Annotated in this window: 17 protein-coding genes and 1 pseudogene; 10 read left to right on the forward strand and 8 right to left on the reverse strand. The window is 72.5% G+C overall.

Annotation, left to right across the window (positions count from 1 at the left end):
- The 6 genes from AB0N03_RS50405 to AB0N03_RS50430 form a co-directional block, all read right to left on the reverse strand.
- On the reverse strand, positions 1-459 hold a 459-nt coding region (locus AB0N03_RS50405), incomplete at its 3' end, for an MmgE/PrpD family protein (protein ID WP_364388350.1).
- Between the two features lie 44 nt (positions 460-503).
- On the reverse strand, positions 504-1,205 hold the full coding sequence (locus tag AB0N03_RS50410) for an ABC transporter ATP-binding protein (RefSeq protein ID WP_364388352.1): 702 nt from the start codon (positions 1,203-1,205) through the stop codon (positions 504-506).
- The gene (locus AB0N03_RS50415) at positions 1,192-1,926 is read right to left on the reverse strand and encodes an ABC transporter ATP-binding protein (protein ID WP_364388354.1); all 735 of its coding nucleotides are present in this window, start codon (positions 1,924-1,926) and stop codon (positions 1,192-1,194) included. Before AB0N03_RS50415 ends, AB0N03_RS50410 begins: the two co-directional genes overlap by 14 nt.
- Positions 1,923-2,972: a branched-chain amino acid ABC transporter permease gene (locus tag AB0N03_RS50420; RefSeq protein WP_364388356.1), complete on the reverse strand. Its 1,050-nt coding sequence runs from the start codon at positions 2,970-2,972 to the stop codon at positions 1,923-1,925. Before AB0N03_RS50420 ends, AB0N03_RS50415 begins: the two co-directional genes overlap by 4 nt.
- A complete protein-coding gene (locus AB0N03_RS50425) occupies positions 2,969-3,982 on the reverse strand; it encodes a branched-chain amino acid ABC transporter permease (RefSeq protein WP_364388358.1) in 1,014 nt (337 codons plus the stop codon). The genes AB0N03_RS50420 and AB0N03_RS50425 overlap by 4 nt, the downstream gene beginning before the upstream one ends.
- Entirely contained in the window at positions 3,979-5,223 is a 1,245-nt protein-coding gene (locus tag AB0N03_RS50430; RefSeq protein ID WP_364388360.1) for an ABC transporter substrate-binding protein, read from the reverse strand. The genes AB0N03_RS50425 and AB0N03_RS50430 overlap by 4 nt, the downstream gene beginning before the upstream one ends.
- 245 nt (positions 5,224-5,468) lie before the next feature.
- Here AB0N03_RS50430 and AB0N03_RS50435 point away from each other — a divergent pair, with 245 nt between their 5' ends.
- The 5 genes from AB0N03_RS50435 (at position 5,469) to AB0N03_RS50455 (ending at position 10,746) form a co-directional block, all read left to right on the forward strand.
- Positions 5,469-6,656, forward strand: coding sequence for a CoA transferase (locus AB0N03_RS50435; protein ID WP_364388362.1), 1,188 nt, complete (start codon positions 5,469-5,471; stop codon positions 6,654-6,656).
- The gene (locus AB0N03_RS50440) at positions 6,653-7,468 is read left to right on the forward strand and encodes a CoA ester lyase (protein WP_364388365.1); all 816 of its coding nucleotides are present in this window, start codon (positions 6,653-6,655) and stop codon (positions 7,466-7,468) included. The genes AB0N03_RS50435 and AB0N03_RS50440 overlap by 4 nt, the downstream gene beginning before the upstream one ends.
- The gene (locus tag AB0N03_RS50445; RefSeq protein ID WP_364388368.1) at positions 7,465-8,286 is read left to right on the forward strand and encodes a cyclase family protein; all 822 of its coding nucleotides are present in this window, start codon (positions 7,465-7,467) and stop codon (positions 8,284-8,286) included. The genes AB0N03_RS50440 and AB0N03_RS50445 overlap by 4 nt, the downstream gene beginning before the upstream one ends.
- On the forward strand, positions 8,283-9,686 hold the full coding sequence (locus AB0N03_RS50450) for an MmgE/PrpD family protein (RefSeq protein ID WP_364388371.1): 1,404 nt from the start codon (positions 8,283-8,285) through the stop codon (positions 9,684-9,686). Before AB0N03_RS50445 ends, AB0N03_RS50450 begins: the two co-directional genes overlap by 4 nt.
- A gap of 124 nt (positions 9,687-9,810) precedes the next feature.
- On the forward strand, positions 9,811-10,746 hold the full coding sequence (locus AB0N03_RS50455) for an acyl-ACP desaturase (protein WP_364388373.1): 936 nt from the start codon (positions 9,811-9,813) through the stop codon (positions 10,744-10,746).
- An 8-nt stretch (positions 10,747-10,754) separates the two neighbouring features.
- On the opposite strand, the gene AB0N03_RS50460 is transcribed toward AB0N03_RS50455, so the two are convergent.
- The gene (locus AB0N03_RS50460; RefSeq protein ID WP_364388375.1) at positions 10,755-11,195 is read right to left on the reverse strand and encodes a MarR family transcriptional regulator; all 441 of its coding nucleotides are present in this window, start codon (positions 11,193-11,195) and stop codon (positions 10,755-10,757) included.
- A 63-nt stretch (positions 11,196-11,258) separates the two neighbouring features.
- On the opposite strand from AB0N03_RS50460, the gene AB0N03_RS50465 reads away from it, so the two are divergent.
- From AB0N03_RS50465 to AB0N03_RS50475, 3 genes are all read left to right on the forward strand, one after another.
- Positions 11,259-11,987 carry an SDR family NAD(P)-dependent oxidoreductase gene (locus AB0N03_RS50465; RefSeq protein WP_364388377.1) on the forward strand — a complete coding sequence of 243 codons (729 nt, stop codon included), beginning with the start codon at positions 11,259-11,261 and terminating at the stop codon, positions 11,985-11,987.
- A 145-nt stretch (positions 11,988-12,132) separates the two neighbouring features.
- On the forward strand, positions 12,133-12,882 hold the full coding sequence (locus AB0N03_RS50470) for an ATP-binding protein (protein ID WP_364388379.1): 750 nt from the start codon (positions 12,133-12,135) through the stop codon (positions 12,880-12,882).
- Between the two features lie 140 nt (positions 12,883-13,022).
- A complete protein-coding gene (locus AB0N03_RS50475; protein WP_364388381.1) occupies positions 13,023-14,468 on the forward strand; it encodes a hypothetical protein in 1,446 nt (481 codons plus the stop codon).
- A 21-nt stretch (positions 14,469-14,489) separates the two neighbouring features.
- On the opposite strand, the gene AB0N03_RS50480 is transcribed toward AB0N03_RS50475, so the two are convergent.
- A complete protein-coding gene (locus tag AB0N03_RS50480) occupies positions 14,490-15,404 on the reverse strand; it encodes a helix-turn-helix transcriptional regulator (RefSeq protein WP_364388384.1) in 915 nt (304 codons plus the stop codon).
- A 252-nt stretch (positions 15,405-15,656) separates the two neighbouring features.
- Here AB0N03_RS50480 and AB0N03_RS50485 point away from each other — a divergent pair.
- A pseudogene (locus AB0N03_RS50485) lies at positions 15,657-15,872 on the forward strand (sigma factor-like helix-turn-helix DNA-binding protein); the annotation flags it as partial.
- Between the two features lie 23 nt (positions 15,873-15,895).
- On the forward strand, positions 15,896-16,633 hold the full coding sequence (locus AB0N03_RS50490) for a zf-HC2 domain-containing protein (RefSeq protein ID WP_364388386.1): 738 nt from the start codon (positions 15,896-15,898) through the stop codon (positions 16,631-16,633).
- The last annotated feature ends 117 nt before the right edge of the window (positions 16,634-16,750 follow it).

The following is a 16,750-nucleotide window of genomic DNA, read 5'->3' on the forward strand; positions in this document are numbered from 1 at the left end:
CAGCCGGGCACACCCGGCCGCCGCGCCGGGGACGCCCCAGCTGCCGTGCGGGTGCGCGCCCGCGCGCAAGGTCGTCGCGCGGCCGAACCGCGCCGCGACCTCGTAAGCGGCCAGCAGTGCCGCCGCTGTGTCCGCGCCGGTGCTGTCCAGCTCGGCCGCCAGCGCCAGCACGGCGGGGAAGCCGTGGGCGGCGGGGTGCCCCTTGGCGTACTTGTGGCCCTCGTCCAGCTCCAGCGACACCAAAGCCACCCCGTTGAGCCACGCCGCCGCGTCGGTCGTCACCAGCCGCCCGGCGCCGATCAACGGCGCCGGGCCCGCCGGTGCGTTCCAAGCCGCGCACAAGGCCCGGTGCTCCGGCAGCGAAGCACCCAAAGCGGTGACGCCCACGACGTCGAGCAGGACGAGGGAAAGCCGGTCCAGCACCGCCGCCGGGACGCCCGCGATGTCCGATTCGGACACCCAAGCTCCCAGCGATGCGGTCGCCGAAGCGGCTTGTTCGCGTTTCACAGTCCCAGGTACGCCTTCCTGACGCGCTGATCGCCGGCGAGCTCGGCGCCGGTGCCCTCCAGAACCGTCGAGCCGCTCTCCAGCACGTACGCCCGGTCGGCGATGGCCAGCGCCTGCTTCGCGTTCTGCTCGACCAGCAGCACCGCCACCCCGCTGTCCCGGATGCGCTGGACCGCTTCCAGCACGGTCCAGGTCAGTTTCGGGGAAAGCCCGGTCGACGGCTCGTCGAGCATGAGCAGCCGCGGCCCGGCCATCAGGGCCCGGCCGATCGCCAGCATCTGCTGCTGCCCGCCGCTGAACGTCTGGGCGATCTGCGTCCGGCGCTCGGCGAGCACCGGGAACAGCTCGTAGACCTCGTTCAGCGACGAAGCGGCTTGGGCGGGCGTGCGGGTCCACGCGCCCATCCGCAGGTTCTCCTCGACGGTGAGCGTGCCGAACAGCGCCCGGTCCTCGGGCACGTGCACCAGGCCGTCGCGCACCAGCTGGTCCGGACGGCGCCCCGCGGTCGGTGCGCCGTCGAGCGTGATGCTCCCCGACAGCGGCTTGAGCTGCCCGCAGATGCTGCGCAACGTCGTGGTCTTGCCCGCGCCGTTCGCGCCGACCAGCGCGACGATCTCGCCGGCGTCGAGGCGCAGGTCGACGTCGTGCAGGATCCGCATCCGCCCGTACCCGGCACACACCTTCTCAAGCGTCAGCATGGGTCGGCTCCTCACCGAGGTAGGCGTCGATGACCCGCGGGTCGCTGGTGACCTCCAACGGCGAGCCGACGGCCAGCACCCGGCCCTGGTCGAGCACGAGAACGCGGTCGGCCAGCCGCATCACCGCGGCCATGATGTGCTCGATGAACACCAGCGTGACGCCCTCCTGCTCGCGCAGGGTGGCCAGCAGGTCGAGCACCGGCTCGCGCTCGGCCGGGACCAGCCCGGCCAGCACCTCGTCGAGCAGCAGCACCTTCGGCCGGGTCGCCAGCGCCCTCGCCAGTTCGAGGCGTTTGAGCCCGGCGGTCGGCAGGTCGGTCGCGTTGCGGTGCGCCCACGGTCCGAGGCCGACGCGCTCGACGACGTCGAGCGCGTGCTCCCGCAAGGCTTTCGCGCTCAGCCGGTGGTGCTGCGCGGCGAGGCCGACGTTCTGCGCCACCGTCATGCTCGCGAACGGCCGCATCAGCTGGAACGTGCGGACCATCCCGGCCCGCGCGATCCGGTCGGGCGCGCGGCCGGTGACGTCGTCGCCCGCCAGGCGCACCCGGCCGGTGTCCGGCGACAGCGCGCCGGACATCACGTTGAACAGCGTGGTCTTGCCCGCGCCGTTGGGCCCGATGACGCCGAGGATCTCCCCCTCCGCGACCGAAAGGTCCACATCGGACAGTGCGTGCACGCCGCGGAACGCCTTGCCGACGCCGCTCACCTCGACGATGCTCATCGACGCCACCTCGCAGCGAGAGTTCCGACGATCCCCTTGGGCAACAGCCGCACGATGAGGATGACCAGCACCGCGTACAGCACGACGTCCAAGCCGCTGCGGCCCTGCAGGAAGCCCAGGAACTCCGGTGGGGTGCGCAGCAACGTCGCCGTGACGTCGGTGAGCGAGCCGATGATGATCGCGCCGACCACCGGGCCCCACACCGTGCCGATGCCGCCGATCACGACGGGCACGATCGCCTGGATCGAGATGGCCGAGCCGAACCCGAGATCGGGGTTCACGAACAGGTAGTACTGCGTGTAGAAGGCGCCGGCCACGGCGGTGATCGCCGCGGACAGCGCCACCGTCATCAGCTTGTGCCGCAGCACCGGGGCACCCAATGACGCGGCCGCCAGCTCGTCGTCGCGAATCGCCGTGACGTACCGGCCGGCGCGGGAGTGCAGGAAGACGATGCTGATCGCGACCGCCGCCCCGGCCAGGACCAGGGCCACCCAGAAGTAGGCGGGCGAGTCGGCGGGGAACTGGATCAGCCACAGCGACGAGTCCTGGATCAGCGGCACGCTGAACCCGACGGACTTGTTGGCGAAGGTGCTGCTCGTGACGATCAGCCGCAGCATCTCCGCGAACGCGAAGGTCGCCAGCGCGAAGTAGGCGCCCTGGAGCTTGTAGCGGAAGGAGAAGTAGCCGATGACCACGGCGACCGCGGCGGCCACCGCCATCCCGGCCAGCATCCCGATCCACGGCGAGACGTTGTGCTTCACCAGAAGGTACGCACTCGTGTACGCACCGAGGCCGAAGTAGGCGGCGTGGCCGAAGCTGAACATCCCGCCGAAGCCGCTCATGATGTTCCAGCCGACCGCCATGAGCAGGAAGATCAGGATCCGGACGGCGACCGCGCCCTGGGCGGCGGGCAGGATCAGCGGCAGCGGGATCGCGACCAGCACGAGAATCGCCAGAATGGCGAGCTGCTTGTTCTGCGGGCGCAGCGGCGGCGCCTTGACCGCTTCCGAGGACCCGGTCGGCGCGGCGATGGTGATGGTGCTCATGCGCGCCTCCCGAACAAGCCCTGCGGACGCAGGAACAGCACGAGCACGAACACCACGAAGACGCCGAGCAGGGAGCTCTGGCCGCCGAGGTAGATCGTGGTGAGCTGCTCGACCAGCCCGATGAGCAGGCCGCCGACGAGCGCGCCGACGACGTTGCCCATCCCGCCGAGCACCACGACCACGAACGCCGTGATGTTGAACTGCTCCCCCAGCGTCGGGGTCACCGTGACGAGCGGGCCGGCGAGCACCGCCGCGGCCCCCGCGCACGCCGTGCCGATGGCGAAGGTCAGCGTGTGCATCCGGCGGACGTTGATGCCGACCAGCGACGCGCCCGGCGCGTTCGCGGCGACCGCGCGGATCGCCGTGCCCAGCCGCGTGCGGCGCAGCAGCCAGTACAGGAGGCCGCCGAGCACGATCGCGCCGAGGAACGCGTACAACCGCGAACCGGCGACGACCGCGCCCAGCAACGGGAACTGGAAGTCGCCGGGCAGCGCGATGGTCTTGGGCTCGGCGCCGAAGAACATCAGCAGCCCGTTCTCCAGCAGCAGCGACAGGCCGAGCGTGATCAGCAGCTGGTTTTCCAGCGACCGGCCGCCCGCTCCCGACAGCAGCCCGCGGTGCACGGCCGCGCCGAGCAGGAACAGCGCCGGCACCGCGACCACTAGCGTCAGGTACGGGTGGAGCCCGGTCGCCTGGACCATGCCGAAGGACAGGAACATCGCCACCGCGAGGAACGCACCGTGGGCGAAGTTCACGATGTCGAGCACGCCGAAGATCAGCGTGAGGCCCATCGCGATGAGGCCGTAGAGCCCGCCGGTCAGGATGCCGGTGACCACCGACTGCCAGACCACCAGACCGCTGCCGGACTGCACCAGCGCCAGCACGACCGCGACGACGAGGACGGCGGCCACGATGCCGGCGCGGCTCAGGAAACCCTTGTCCGCCCGGGCTTTCCGGTCGGGTGGGGCGGTTTCGGGGACGACGGGCGCCCCGGTGTCGAGTTCGGTCATGGTCGCCACGCCACCCTGTAGTCGGGCCGGGATTCGGCTTTTTCGGGGGGATACACCTGCTGGACCCGCCCGTCCCGGACCTGCATCAGCACCGGGAAGGCGTTGCGGTTGTCGCCGTTGGGGGCGAACCGGATCTGGCCGCGGCCGACGGTCAACGGCGAAACCCGCGCGCCGGCGATCGCGTCCCGCACCTTCTCCGGGTCGGTGCTGGCGGCCTGCTCGACGCCGTGCGCGATCACCTGGACCGCGTCGTAGGAGAGGACCGCGCCGGTGCGCATCGGGTCGCCGTACTGCTGCTGGTACTTCTCGCGCAGTGCGACGGTCGCGGGGTTGGTCGCGTCGTAGTGGTAGTTGGTGCTGAAGTACAGGTTGCCGGCCGCCGCCGCGTCGCTGACGAACTTCGGCTGGTCGTACGCGCCGTTCGAGACGCCCCAGACCGCGCTGAGGTCCGGCTTGACCGAGGCGATCGCCTTCGCCGCCAGCAGGCTGTCGCGGTAGTAGCCGGCGACCGCCAGCACGTCCGCGCCGGCCGCCTTGACCTGCGTGACCTGCGCGGTGAGGTCGCTGACGGTGGTGGCGTCGTAGCTGATGTTCGGCCCGACCCCGATGCCGAGCTGCTTCGCGGCCGCGGTGAAGGCGTCGGCCGCGCCGCTGCCGAAGTCGCTCTGCTCGTGCAGGAACGCGACCTTGCGGACGGGCTTGCCCGCCTGCTCGGACACCGCTTTGAGGTACTGGGCGGCGGCCGTCGCGATCGCCTTGCTGCCGGGTTGCACCCGGAACGAGTACTTGTAGCCGTGGGAAAAGATCGCGTCGGAGGCGGTCACGTCCATCACGAACGGGACCCGGTTGCGCTCGGCCACGACGGCGACGTTGGTGCTCACGGCGCTCTGGTAGGTGCCGACCAGGCTCACCGCACCGGCCGAGATCAGCCGCTGGGCCTCGCTCTGCCCGATGTCGGCCTTGCCCTGCGTGTCCCCGGTGACCAGCTCGACCTTGCGGCCGCCGAGCGACTTGATGCCGCCGGCCGCGTTGATCGCGTCGACCGCCAGCTGCGCGCCGCGGCGCATCTGCAGGCCGTCGACGGCGTTCGACCCGCTGACCGGGTGCAGTGCGCCGATCTTGACCGGGCCCTCGTCCCGCCCCGCGGCGGCGCCCCCGGCCCCCATCGGGGCCGATCCCCCGCACCCGGTCGCGAGCAGGGCCAGCGCCCCGAGTCCCGCGACGAGCATTCGTGCGGACATGTCACCTCTTCCCACTGGAAGGGCTGTCGTTCCGCTTAGCGAAACGCCAGGTTTGTTGCCGGTCATCGTGACACCCGGCCCGACTTCAGGTCAACATCTGCGCATAACTTGACGGACCCGTGCGATCAGTGCGAACTTGGGAAACACGGAGAGGCGTCGCTACGAAACTCGGGCGTCGCCAGCGTTCCCCCCGGCGAAACGGTGCTCCGGCCCCGCCCGCCGGACGAGAAAGGCAGGTAAGCCCCATGACGGGCGCTTTGTCCGGGATCCGGGTGCTCGACACCGCCACCCTGTTCGCCGGCCCGCTGGCCGCGACGCTGCTGGGCGACTACGGCGCCGAGGTGATCAAGATCGAGCACCCGAACGGCGACCCCGTCCGCAGCCACGGCGCGCAGCGCGACGGCGTCGGCCTCTGGTGGAAGATGCTCGGCCGCGGCAAGAAGGCGATCACCCTCTACCTCGGCTCCCCCGAGGGCCAGGAGATCTTCAAGAAGCTGGTAGCCGACGCGGACGTCGTCGTCGAGAACTTCCGCCCCGGCACCCTCGAGCGCTGGGGCCTCGGCTACGACGAGCTGAGCAAGATCAACCCCGGCCTGGTGCTCACGCGCGTCACCGGGTTCGGGCAGATCGGCCCGTACGCCAAGCGGCCCGGCTTCGGCACGCTCGCCGAGGCGATGAGCGGGTTCGCCGCGATCACCGGCGAGCCCGACGGCCCGCCGACGCTGCCGCCGTTCGGCCTCGCCGACGGGATCGCCGCGCTGACCACCGCCTACGCCGTGATGACCGCGCTGCGGGCCCGTGAGCAGACCGGGCGCGGGCAGGTCGTCGACCTGGCCATCATCGAGCCGATCCTCACGCTGCTCGGGCCGCAGATCATCGCCTACGACCAGCTCGGCACCCTGCAGCCGCGCACCGGCAACCGCTCGACGAACAACGCCCCGCGCAACACCTACCGCACCCGCGACGGCAGCTGGGTCGCCATCTCCACCAGCGCCCAGTCCATCGCCGAGCGCGTGATGCGGCTGGTCGGACGCCCGGAGCTGATCGACGAACCGTGGTTCGCGAGCGGCTCCGAGCGCGCGCAGCACGCCGACCTGCTCGACGACGCCGTCGGCTCGTGGATCGCCGACCGCGACCGCGACGACGTCGTGAAGGCGTTCGAGGAGGCCCAGGCCGCGGTCGCGCCGATCTACACCGCCGCCGACGTCATGACCGACCCGCAGTTCGCGGCGCTCGGCAGCATCACGACCGTCGACGACGACGAGCTGGGGCCGGTGAAGATGCAGAACGTGCTCTTCCGGCTGTCGGAGACGCCCGGGCAGATCACTTCGGCCGGGGCGCCGCTGGGCGCGCACACCGCCGAAGTCCTCGGCCGCCTTGGCCTCGGCGAGCCGGAACTCGCCGCGCTGCGCGAAAAAGGCGTGATCAAGTGACGGGGGTTTTGCGCAGCTGGCTGTACGTGCCGGCCGACCGCCCGGACCGGATCAAGAAGGCTCTCGACGGCGAAGCGGACGCCGTGATCATCGACCTCGAGGACGCCGTCGCCGCGGCGGCGAAGGACGAGGCACGGCGAAATGCGCTGGCCGCGTTGGATGACGGCGCGAAGGCGTTCGTCCGGATCAACGCCCCGGGCACCCCCGCCGGCGAGGCCGACATCAAGGCGCTGACCGGGGCCGCGGGCGTTCGCGTGCCGAAGTGCGAGGACCCGGGTGAGCTGCGCCGGGTCGCCGACGCCCTCGGCGTGCCGGTGTACCCGGTGCTGGAATCGGCGCTGGGCGTGGAAAACGCCCTCGCGATCGCCACCGCGCACCCGCTCGTCGCCGGGATTTCGCTGGGCGAGGCCGACCTCGCCGCGGACCTGCGCGTCGCCGGCGGGGACGCGCTGACCTGGCCGCGGTCCCGGGTGGTCGTCGCCGCGCGGGCGGCCGGGCTGCCGAGCCCGGTCCAGAGCGTCTGGACCGCCGTGCGCGACCTCGACGGCCTGCGCACCAGCACCGAAGCCGGGCGGGCGGCCGGGTTCTTCGGCCGGTCGGTGATCCACCCCGCCCAGATTCCCGTGGTGCACGAGGTCTGCGCGCCCGACCCGGCCGAAACCGCCTGGGCGAGCGACCTGCTCGACCACCTCGAAACGACCGGGTCGGCGGCCTGGATCGACCACCACGGACAGTTCGTCGACGCCGCGATCGTGGCGCGCGCCCGCTGGGTGCTCACGCTCGCGGGAGAAAGGGAAGGCCAGCACTCATGACACGTCCCCAGGATCCGCTGCTGTCGGCGATCGCCGGCGGGGTCCGGCTGATCGAGCTCGGGCAGCCGTTCTTCACCGGCATGCCCTGCTCGCCGAACCACCCCGGGTTCCGGATGACCCTGATCCGCCGCCACGGCGACATGCGCCGCCCGGACGGCGGGTCGGCCGCCAACGAGATCATCGTGACCGGCGGGCACGTCGGCACCCACATCGACGCGCTCTCGCACGTCAGCCACGACGGCAAGCTGCACGGTGACGTCGACGCCGCCGAGGCCCAGCAGGGCGGCGTGTTCCGCACGCACGGCGCGGAGAACCTGCCCGGCCTGCTGCGGCGCGCGGTGCTCCTGGACGTGGCCGCGGTCCACGACGTCCCCACGCTGGAGCCGGGCTACGGCGTCACGGCCGACGACCTGGACGCGGCGGCGAAGCTGGCCGGCACCGAGCCCGGCCCCGGTGACGTCGCGCTGATCCGCACCGGCTGGGCGCGCAACTTCGACGACGCCGCGAAGTACCTGGGCAAGGAGACCGGCGTCCCGGGCGCGACGACGTCGGCGGCGGAATGGCTGGCGGCGCGCGAAGTCGTCGCGACCGGCGCGGACACCACGGCCTACGAGCAAATCCGCGCCGGAGCCGGGCACGCCGTGCTGCCGGTGCACCGGATCCTGCTGGTGGAGTCGGGCATTTTCATCATGGAACACCTGAATCTGGAGGCGGTGGCCGCCGAGGGCGTGCACGAGTTCGTGTTCGTGCTGGCGCCCCTGCGGATCGTCGGCGGCACGGGCTCCCCCGTGCGTCCCCTCGCGGCGGTGAGCGCATGAGCGCGACGATCGTCCAGCAGCTGGCCGCGTTCGCCACGTCGGTGCGCGCGAAGGGACTGCCGCCGCAGCTGCGGGACGACGCCGCCCGGCGCGTGCTCGACGTGCTCGGCAACAGCCTGGCCGCCACCTCGGAGCGGCCCGCCGCGGCCGTCGGCGCGCTGGTGCGGGAGTGGGGCGGGTCGGGGCGGGCGACGGCGATCGGCACCGGCGACCGGCTGCCCGAGCCGAGCGCGGCGCTGCTGAACGGCACCCTCGCGCACTCGCTCGACTTCGACGACACCCACCTGCCTTCGGTGCTGCACCCGTCGGCGTCCGTGGTGCCGGCCGCGCTCGCCGTCGCGGAGTCCCGCGGGGCGACCGGCGCCCAGCTGCTGGACGCGATCGGCGTCGGCGTCGAGATCACCGTGCGGCTCGGCATGGCGGGCTACGACGAGGAACTCGGCAACTCGGTGTTCTTCGAGCGCGGCCTGCACGCGACGGCGATCTGCGGCGCGCTCGGCGCCGCGGCGGCCGCGGCGATGTTGTCCGATGTGGACGATTCGGGTATCGCCGACGCGATCGGGATCGCGGCCAGCATGGGCTCGGGACTGCTGGAGGCCAACCGCACCGGCGGCACGGTGAAGCGCATCCACTGCGGCTGGGCGGCCCACGCCGCGGTGACGGCGGCCGGCCTGGCGCGGCACGGCATCACCGGCCCGCCGACGGTGCTGGAGGGCCGGTTCGGGCTGCTGCAGGCGTTCTGCGGCGACCAGTCCGATGTCGGCGCGATCGTCGACGGCCTCGGCGAGCGCTGGGAGCTGCCGGGGATCTTCTTCAAGCCGTACCCCTGCAACCACTTCACCCACGCGGGCATCGACGCGGCCCGGCGGCTGCGTTCCCGGGGGATCGACCCGGCGGAGATCGCGGAGATCGAACTGGGCGCACCGACGGCGGTGCTGCGCACGATCGCCGAGCCGCGAGAGGACAAGACCCACCCGAAGTCCGGCTACCACGCGGCGTTCTCCGGCCCGTACACGGTGGCGGCCGGCCTGCTGGGCGGCGGCGGCCTCGGCGTCTTCCACGACGACTTCACCGACGAAGCCGCCGCGGACCCGGAGCGGCTGGCGTTGGCGGCGAAGGTGCGCTGCGTCCCGGACGCCCGGTGCGACGAGATCTTCCCCCACCAGTTCCCGGCGGTCCTGCGAGTGCGGCTGACGGACGGCCGTGAGCTGGAGGAACGCGTCGACGCCAACCGTGGCGGGCCGGACAACCCGCTCTCGGCCGACGAGCTGGCGACGAAGTTCCGCCTGAACGCGGCCCGGGTCCTGCCCGACGAGGTCAGCGCGCGGATCACGGAGCTGACGTACGGCCTGGCCGAACTGGGCGACCTCGCGGAGTTGACCGGGCTGCTGCGCACCTGAGCAGCGGCTGGGCGCAGCGGGAATCGTGACTGTCACCACCGAGGGGAACCACCCGGCCCCCGCGGCCGTTATCCTTACCTACGGCACCGTAAGTTACGGTCGCGTAGGTAGGGAAGGAGAGTTCATGCCGGTTCCCGAAAGCACGCGCCTGCTGTACGAGCTGGAAGGGACGGTCGAGGAGAACCTCAACCGGCACCTCGCCGCCGCTCAGGAGTGGATGCCGCACGAGTACGTCCCCTGGAGCCAGGGGCGCGACTTCGCCGAGCTGGGCGGGGAGGCGTGGGATCCCGAGCAGTCGCGCGTCAGCCCGATCGCGCGGACGGCGCTGGAGGTCAACCTCCTCACCGAGGACAACCTGCCCAGCTACCACCGCGAGATCGAGCGCGCGTTCGGCCGCGACGGCGCGTGGGGCACCTGGGTCCACCGCTGGACGGCCGAGGAGGGCCGCCACGGCATCTGCATCCGCGACTACCTGCTGGTCACCCGCGCCGTCGACCCCGTCGAGCTGGAGCGCATGCGGATGGAGACGATGCAGGCGGGCTACGAAACCGGCGACAAGCCGCTGCTGCACGTCTGCGCGTACGTCTCGTTCCAGGAGCTGGCCACCCGGATCTCGCACCGCAACACCGGCCGCTACACCCAGGACCCGCTGGCCGAGCGGCTGCTGGCCCGGGTGTCCACGGACGAGAACCTCCACATGGTCTTCTACCGCAACCTGGTCAAGGCCTCGCTGGAGATCTCCCCCGACACCATGATGCGCGCGATCACCGACGAGGTCGTGTCGTTCGCGATGCCGGGCGCGGTGATCCCGAGCTTCGCACGGAAGGCGGCGATGATCGCCAAGGCCGGCATCTACGACCTGCGCATCCACCACGACGACGTCGTCCTGCCGCTGCTGCGCTACTGGAAGGTGTTCGACCTGACCAACCTCGGCCCGGCGGGCGAAGCCGCCCGGGACGAGCTGGCGACCTTCCTCAAGACGCTCGACGGCCAGGCGGCCCGCTTCGAGGAGCGTCGCGACGCCGCCGAGGCGCGCCGCAACAAGATCAAGAACGGCTGAGCGGCGCGTCAGGCGGGCGGCTCTCCGAAAGCCTTGAGCAGCAACCGGTGCAGGGTTTCCTGTTCATCGAGGCTCAGCTCGGAGAGCAGCTCGCCGGTGACCGCGGCCGAGACCTCGTCGACCTGCGCGACCGCCGCCCGGCCGGCCTCGGTCAGGGTGAGGACGTGCCGTCGCCGGTCCTCGGTGTCGCGTTCCCGGCGCACCCGGCCGGCGGCCTCGAGGCGGTCGAGCACCTTCACCAGGTCGCTGCGGTCCAGGCCGAGCCGGTCGGCGACCCGCTGCTGGGCCAGCGGGCCGAACTCGCCGACGCAGACCAGGACGTAGTAGTCGCGCAGGGCCAACCCGCTCCCGGCCAGTGCCTCGTCGATCCGGGCGACGCCGCTGCGGTGCAGGTTCCCCATCAGGTAGGTGGGCCAGCGCAGCAACGCCCGGGGGCGGCGATCGGTCATACGGAGATCCTAGACGGGAAAAGCGGGTTGGCACAATTGTAGGTAGTCCCTACAGTATGAGTCATGAACGAAACTCAGGTCGCCCTCGTCACCGGCGCGAGCCGTCCGCAAGGACTCGGGTTCGCCGTCGCTCGTGAGCTCGCCACCCGCGGCTACCACGCGGTTCTCGCCGGCCGGGACCTCGACCGGACGCGCGCGCTGGCCGAGAAGCTCGTCGCCGAAGGCCTCTCCGCGGACGCGGTGCGGCTCGACGTCACGGACCCGGCGGACGCCGTGGCCTGCGCCGAACACGTCCGCACCACCGCCGGCCGGCTCGACGCGCTGGTCAACAACGCCGCCGCCATGCCCGACTTCACCACGACGTCCGTGCTCGACGTGGACCTGGCCGAGGCCCGCACCGCCTACGCGGTCGACGTCCTCGGCGCCTGGGCTGTCGTCCAGGCCTGCCTGCCGCTGCTGCGAGCCGCCCCGGCGGCTCGGATCGTCACCGTCTCCAGCGTCGCCGTCACGCAAATCTCCGGCTCGGCTCGGGGCGTCCGGTCCCCCGGCTATTCGCTGGCCAAGTACGCGCTCAACGCGCTGACCGCGTCGCTGGCGGCCGTACTGCGCGACACCGGCATCCTGGTCAACGCCGTCGACCCCGGTTCGGTCGCCACCCACCCGGAGCGCGGCGACGACGCCGACGACCGGTCGCCCGCGGAGGCCGCGCTCGGCGTCGCCTGGGCGGCGACGCTGCCCGCCGGCGGCCCCACCGGCGGGTTCTTCCTCGACGGCCGGCCTGCTCCGGGCTGAGGTCGCCTGCGTGATCAGTCCACTTCGGACCGACTTCGACCCGCGGCCGGTGCCTGCACACGGGTGGCGGGCCTACCGGATTCGGCGCCGTGGTCCTAGCGTGGACGGTGCCGGGACGGCACTGGTTCTCGTCCGAGGAGAGACGATGCTGGGCACGCTCGACCTCGCGGTGGCGTCGCAGCCGCAGTACACGCTGGTCACCGTGACCGGCGGGCTGCACCTGGGCAGCTACCGGCGTCTGCGCGACGGTCTCCTGGAGATCGCGGCGGACGGGCCGGAAGCCGTGATCGCCCGCATCGACGGCCTCGACCTCGACGCGGTCGCGCCGGTCGGGGTGTTCGGGCTGGTCGCCCGGCGGCTCGGGACCTGGCCCGGGATCCCGTTCGCGCTCGCCGGCGCCGCGAGCCGGACCCGGGCGCTGCGGGAGCAGGGGATCCACCGCCAGGTCGCGATCGGCGAAGACGTCGGCAGCGCGGAGCGCGCGCTGTGCAAACCCTCGCGGCAGCAGGCCGAGGTGGTCCTCCCCCGCGGCATCGAAGCGTCGGCGGCCGCGCGGGCCGCCGTGCGCGAGGCCTGTGCGCGGTGGGAAGTCCCGCGGTTCGTCTACGACGGCATCCTCGTCGCCGGCGAACTCGCGATCAACGCGGCCCAGCACACCACGTCGGCGGCCACGCTGCGGCTGGACCTGCGCCGCGGACGGCTGACCATCGCGGTGCTCGACGACGACCCCCGCCCGGCGGTGCTGCTCCCCCGCCCGCGGCCGGGCGCCGCCGGCCTGGGCCTGCACATCGTGGCGCGCTCGGCGGAAGCGTGGGGCTGCAGTCCCCGGTGGTCCGGCGGCAAGGTCGTCTGGGCCGTCCTCACCAGCGAGCAGCGCTTCGGCGAGCCGGGCTGAGGCGGCCACCCCCGCTGGGCCCACCGCGCGCGACTCGGCTCGGCGAAGCCGCCGCGCCCCTTGCCACCGGGTGTGCCACGTTGCAAACTGGGTTCCGCTGTCGTGCCCGCCCCGATCCGTCCCCACCCCGGAGGTCAACGGTGACCGACTTCGATCGACGTGACGTGCTGCGCACCCTCACCGCGCTGGGGGTGACCGGCGTGACGGCGAGCCTGTTCGGCGGCACCGCCGAGGCGGCCGGCACGAACCCGCTGGACCTGAAGTTCAGCGTGACGCACCAGTTCCGGCCGTTCGACCTGATCGCGCCGAAGTTCGTCCAGGTCGACACCCGGGCCCGGCCCGGCACGCTCGTCAAGACCGGCGTACGGCCGAAGGCGCCCTACGGGACGGTGACCGTCGAGGTGTCCGGCGAAAGCGCTTTCGTCGTCGCCGGGCTGGCCGGGGACGCCACGTCGGTCCTCGGCACCTACGACGCCGCCGCGAAGCAAGCGGGCATCGAGATCACCACGCCGAACGGCACCACCGTGGTCAAGACCGCCCCGGCGAGCCTGCCCGCGGCGTTCGGGTTCGCCGTGGTGGTCAACGAAAACGCGGTCACGGTGCTGGCCGACACCGGCGCGGGCTGGCGGCCGCTGCTGACCGAGCGCGACCAGGTCCGCGCCCGGATCGACCTCCGCGATCCCGCCGTGCTGGGCAAGCTCGGTTACGCCTACGGCAGCCGCGGGCCGGCGCGGCTGGGCCGGGTCCGGGCCGGCTACTTCGGCCAGGCCGGGGTGCGTGACCCGCACGTCGTCCAGTACGCCGACGGCCGGCCCTACATCCGCCACGGCAAGCTCTACCTGACCATGACCAACGCCGGGCTCGGGTTCTTCCAGCAGGCGCACTGGGCGGTGTGGACGCTCGACCTCGCCGACCCGACGAAGCTGGAACAGGTCGCGACGCTGTTCTTCGCCCGCGACGGCGTCGTGCTCGGCGACCACGCCGGCCAGATCGTCCGCGACGACGAGCACGACCGCTTCATCCTGCTCATGAGCTCCTGGGGCGACTTCGCCTTCACCGGCGTCCACGTGCGCCACACCACCACCCGCGCCGACGTGCTCTCCGGCGTGCACGTGCTGCCCACCGAACAGCTCCCGCTGCCCACGACCGTCAGCTCGTGGGACCCGGCGCTGACGAAGATCGACGGCCGCTGGCACATCGCGTTCGTGGAAAGCCCGGCGCAGCAACCCGCGTTCGTGTTCCACCCCGCGTTGGCGGCCGCTCCCCGCGGCGCCGGCTACGACCACGGCCTGACCCTGCTGGGCGCCGACCGGTCGGTCAGCCAGACCGAAGGCACCATCCTGCAGCGGGTGGGCGGCCGGTGGTACCTGTTCGCCAGCGACGGCGACGCCCGCGAGTACCCGGTCTACGACCTGCGGCTGCGCAAGCTCGGCACGCTGAACGCGCCGTACGGCACCAACATCCCGCATCCGATGCTGGTCCGGATCGGCGGCCGGTGGTGGCTCCCCACCTTCGACGGCACCCAATACGCCGAAGACGTCCTCGGCTACGGCGGCCACGGCGACTTCATCCTGATGCAGGCGTGACTTCCCGCGACCGGGACGACGTCAAGGCGTGCCGGTTCGCGTTCGCGGAGGCCGGCCACCGGCCGTGAGAACCGGTAGGGCCAGGTCGTCCACGACGTGATCCCGGACGTTCGCCCGGGTTTCGTCGTCCATCGGGTGGAAGCACTCGATGCGCAGCTCCTGGAGGGTCACGTCCTGGGGTGTGCCCAGCGTCGTCACCGTCGAAAAGAAGCCGAACCGCAGGCCGTCACGGGCGTAGCGGATCGGGACGATCGGCAGCAGCGGGCCGGTCGCGTCCAGGGTCCGCAGGGTGGCCGGCACCCCGGGGTAGTGCAGCACCTCGTCGAGGATCAGCTGGGCGCGCTCGTCGGTCACCCCGCCGAGCGCTTCCCGGCGCACCCGCCCGACGAGGGCCTCGGCCACCTCCGGCCAGTTCGTCACGTGCGGCCGCGCACCGTCCGGGTGGAACATCCGCCGGAGCACGTTCGGCGGTCCGGGCGGCTCGGCGGTCCGTCCCTCGTGGAGGAAAGCGAAGAACCGCCGGGCGGCGCCGTTGGTGTGGCGGATGTCCCAGCTCCGGTCCATCACCAGCGCCGGATACGGCTCCTGCTGCCGGAGAATGGCCTCGAGCGCGTCGCGGACCGCCGCCAGCGCGGGGGTGTCCAACGCGGACTCCGCGTACTCGGGCGCGAACCCGGCGCTGAGCAACAGGGTGTTGCGTTCCCGCAGGGGCACGTCGAGCACGCCGGCGAGCTTCAGCACCATGGCTCGGCTGGGTTTCGCGCGCCCGGTTTCGAGGAAGCTCAGGTGCCGCAGCGAGACGTCCGCCTCGGCGGCCAGCGCCAGCTGGCTCAGCCGCCGGGCGGCGCGCCAGTGCTTCAGCAGCGGGCCGACGTCGGTCACCGACGACGAACCCCGCCCGTGCGTGCGCGCCGGCCGGGGCGGTGAGCTGGTCATGACGGGAAGTCTGGCCCAGCGGGGTCAAGGAAACAATTCCCTCGGAGGTAAACCCCGCGCACCGGCCGTCGTGCCCCGGAACCGCGTCAGGCGCAGGCTGTTCGACACCACCAGGCAGCTCGACAGCGCCATCGCCGCACAGGACCAGGGCCGACTCACTGGTGACGACGACGCGGCCGCTCGGCACGTCGACGTCGACCGCCCGGACACCGCCTTTCCGGGCGCGACGAGCCGGCGACGCGGTCGCTGCTGGAGGAGCAGGTGGTCCTGGACCAGCTGGTCCACGCGCTGGACCCGGAGCGGCGCGACGCGTTCGTGCTCACCCAGGCCCTCGGGCTGTCGTACGCGGACGCCGCCGAGGTGTGCGGGTGTCCCGTCGGGACGATCCGGTCGCGGGTCGCCCGGGCCCGCGACGACCTGCTCACCGCGATGGCCGACGCGCCGCCCCGGCGCACCGCCGTCGGCTGATCCGCTGGAACCAACCCGAGCACATGAGCGACTATCTACTCGTGGACTGCGCACTTTTCCGGGAATCGCTTTCGGCCGCGATGGACGGCGAGGCGGGCCCGCTGCCCGAAGCCGAGGTGGACCGCCACCTGCGCGGCTGCGGCGCGTGCCAGGCCTGGCAGGACCAGGCCCAGCGGCTGCGGCGCTCGATGGTGCGGCAGGCCCCCGAGGTGCCCGACCTGACGGCGGCGATCCTCGAGCGGGCACCCCTGCCGTCCCGGGAGAAGTGGGCGGCGCGGGTCGCGCTGGGACTGGTCGGGCTCGCCCAGTCGGGACTGGGGTTCGCCGAGTTCCTCCTGCCGGCGGACGCCCACGCTGCGCACACCGGCGCGATCCACCTGAGCAACGAGAGCGCGGCGTGGAACCTCGCACTGGGCATCGGACTGCTGTGGGCGGCGTTGCGGCCCAGGGCCGCCGGAGCGCAGCTGCCGCTGTTCGCCGGTTTCGCGCTCGTGCTCGGGGTGGCGTCGGTGATCGACGTGTCCGGAGGCCAGGTCGGCGCGGGCCGCCTGCTGACGCACGGGCTGCTGCTGGTCGGGCTGGTGCTGCTGGTCGTGGTCCACCGCGAACACCGCCGCACCCCGGCACCGGCCCCGTTGAACGCCGACGCGCTCGGGACGGACGACGAGGTCCGGCTGCCGGAGCAGGACGCGCCCGCCCCGATCGCGCCGGTGCGGAGCCGGTTCCCGCGCAGGCCGGCCAGCCGCCACCGCGCGGCTTGACGGCGGGCCGCTTCCGGCAGAATCCCGATATCCGGCGGTGCCCGGTGTCCGGCCGGGGGTGAATTGGGGGCGCAGGGGCCCCCCCGGGGACAAAATGCCGCCGCCCCCCCCACCCCC

Origin of the sequence: Amycolatopsis sp. NPDC051061, assembly GCF_040682935.1 — a bacterium.
Taxonomy (GTDB): Bacteria; Actinomycetota; Actinomycetes; order Mycobacteriales; family Pseudonocardiaceae; genus Amycolatopsis.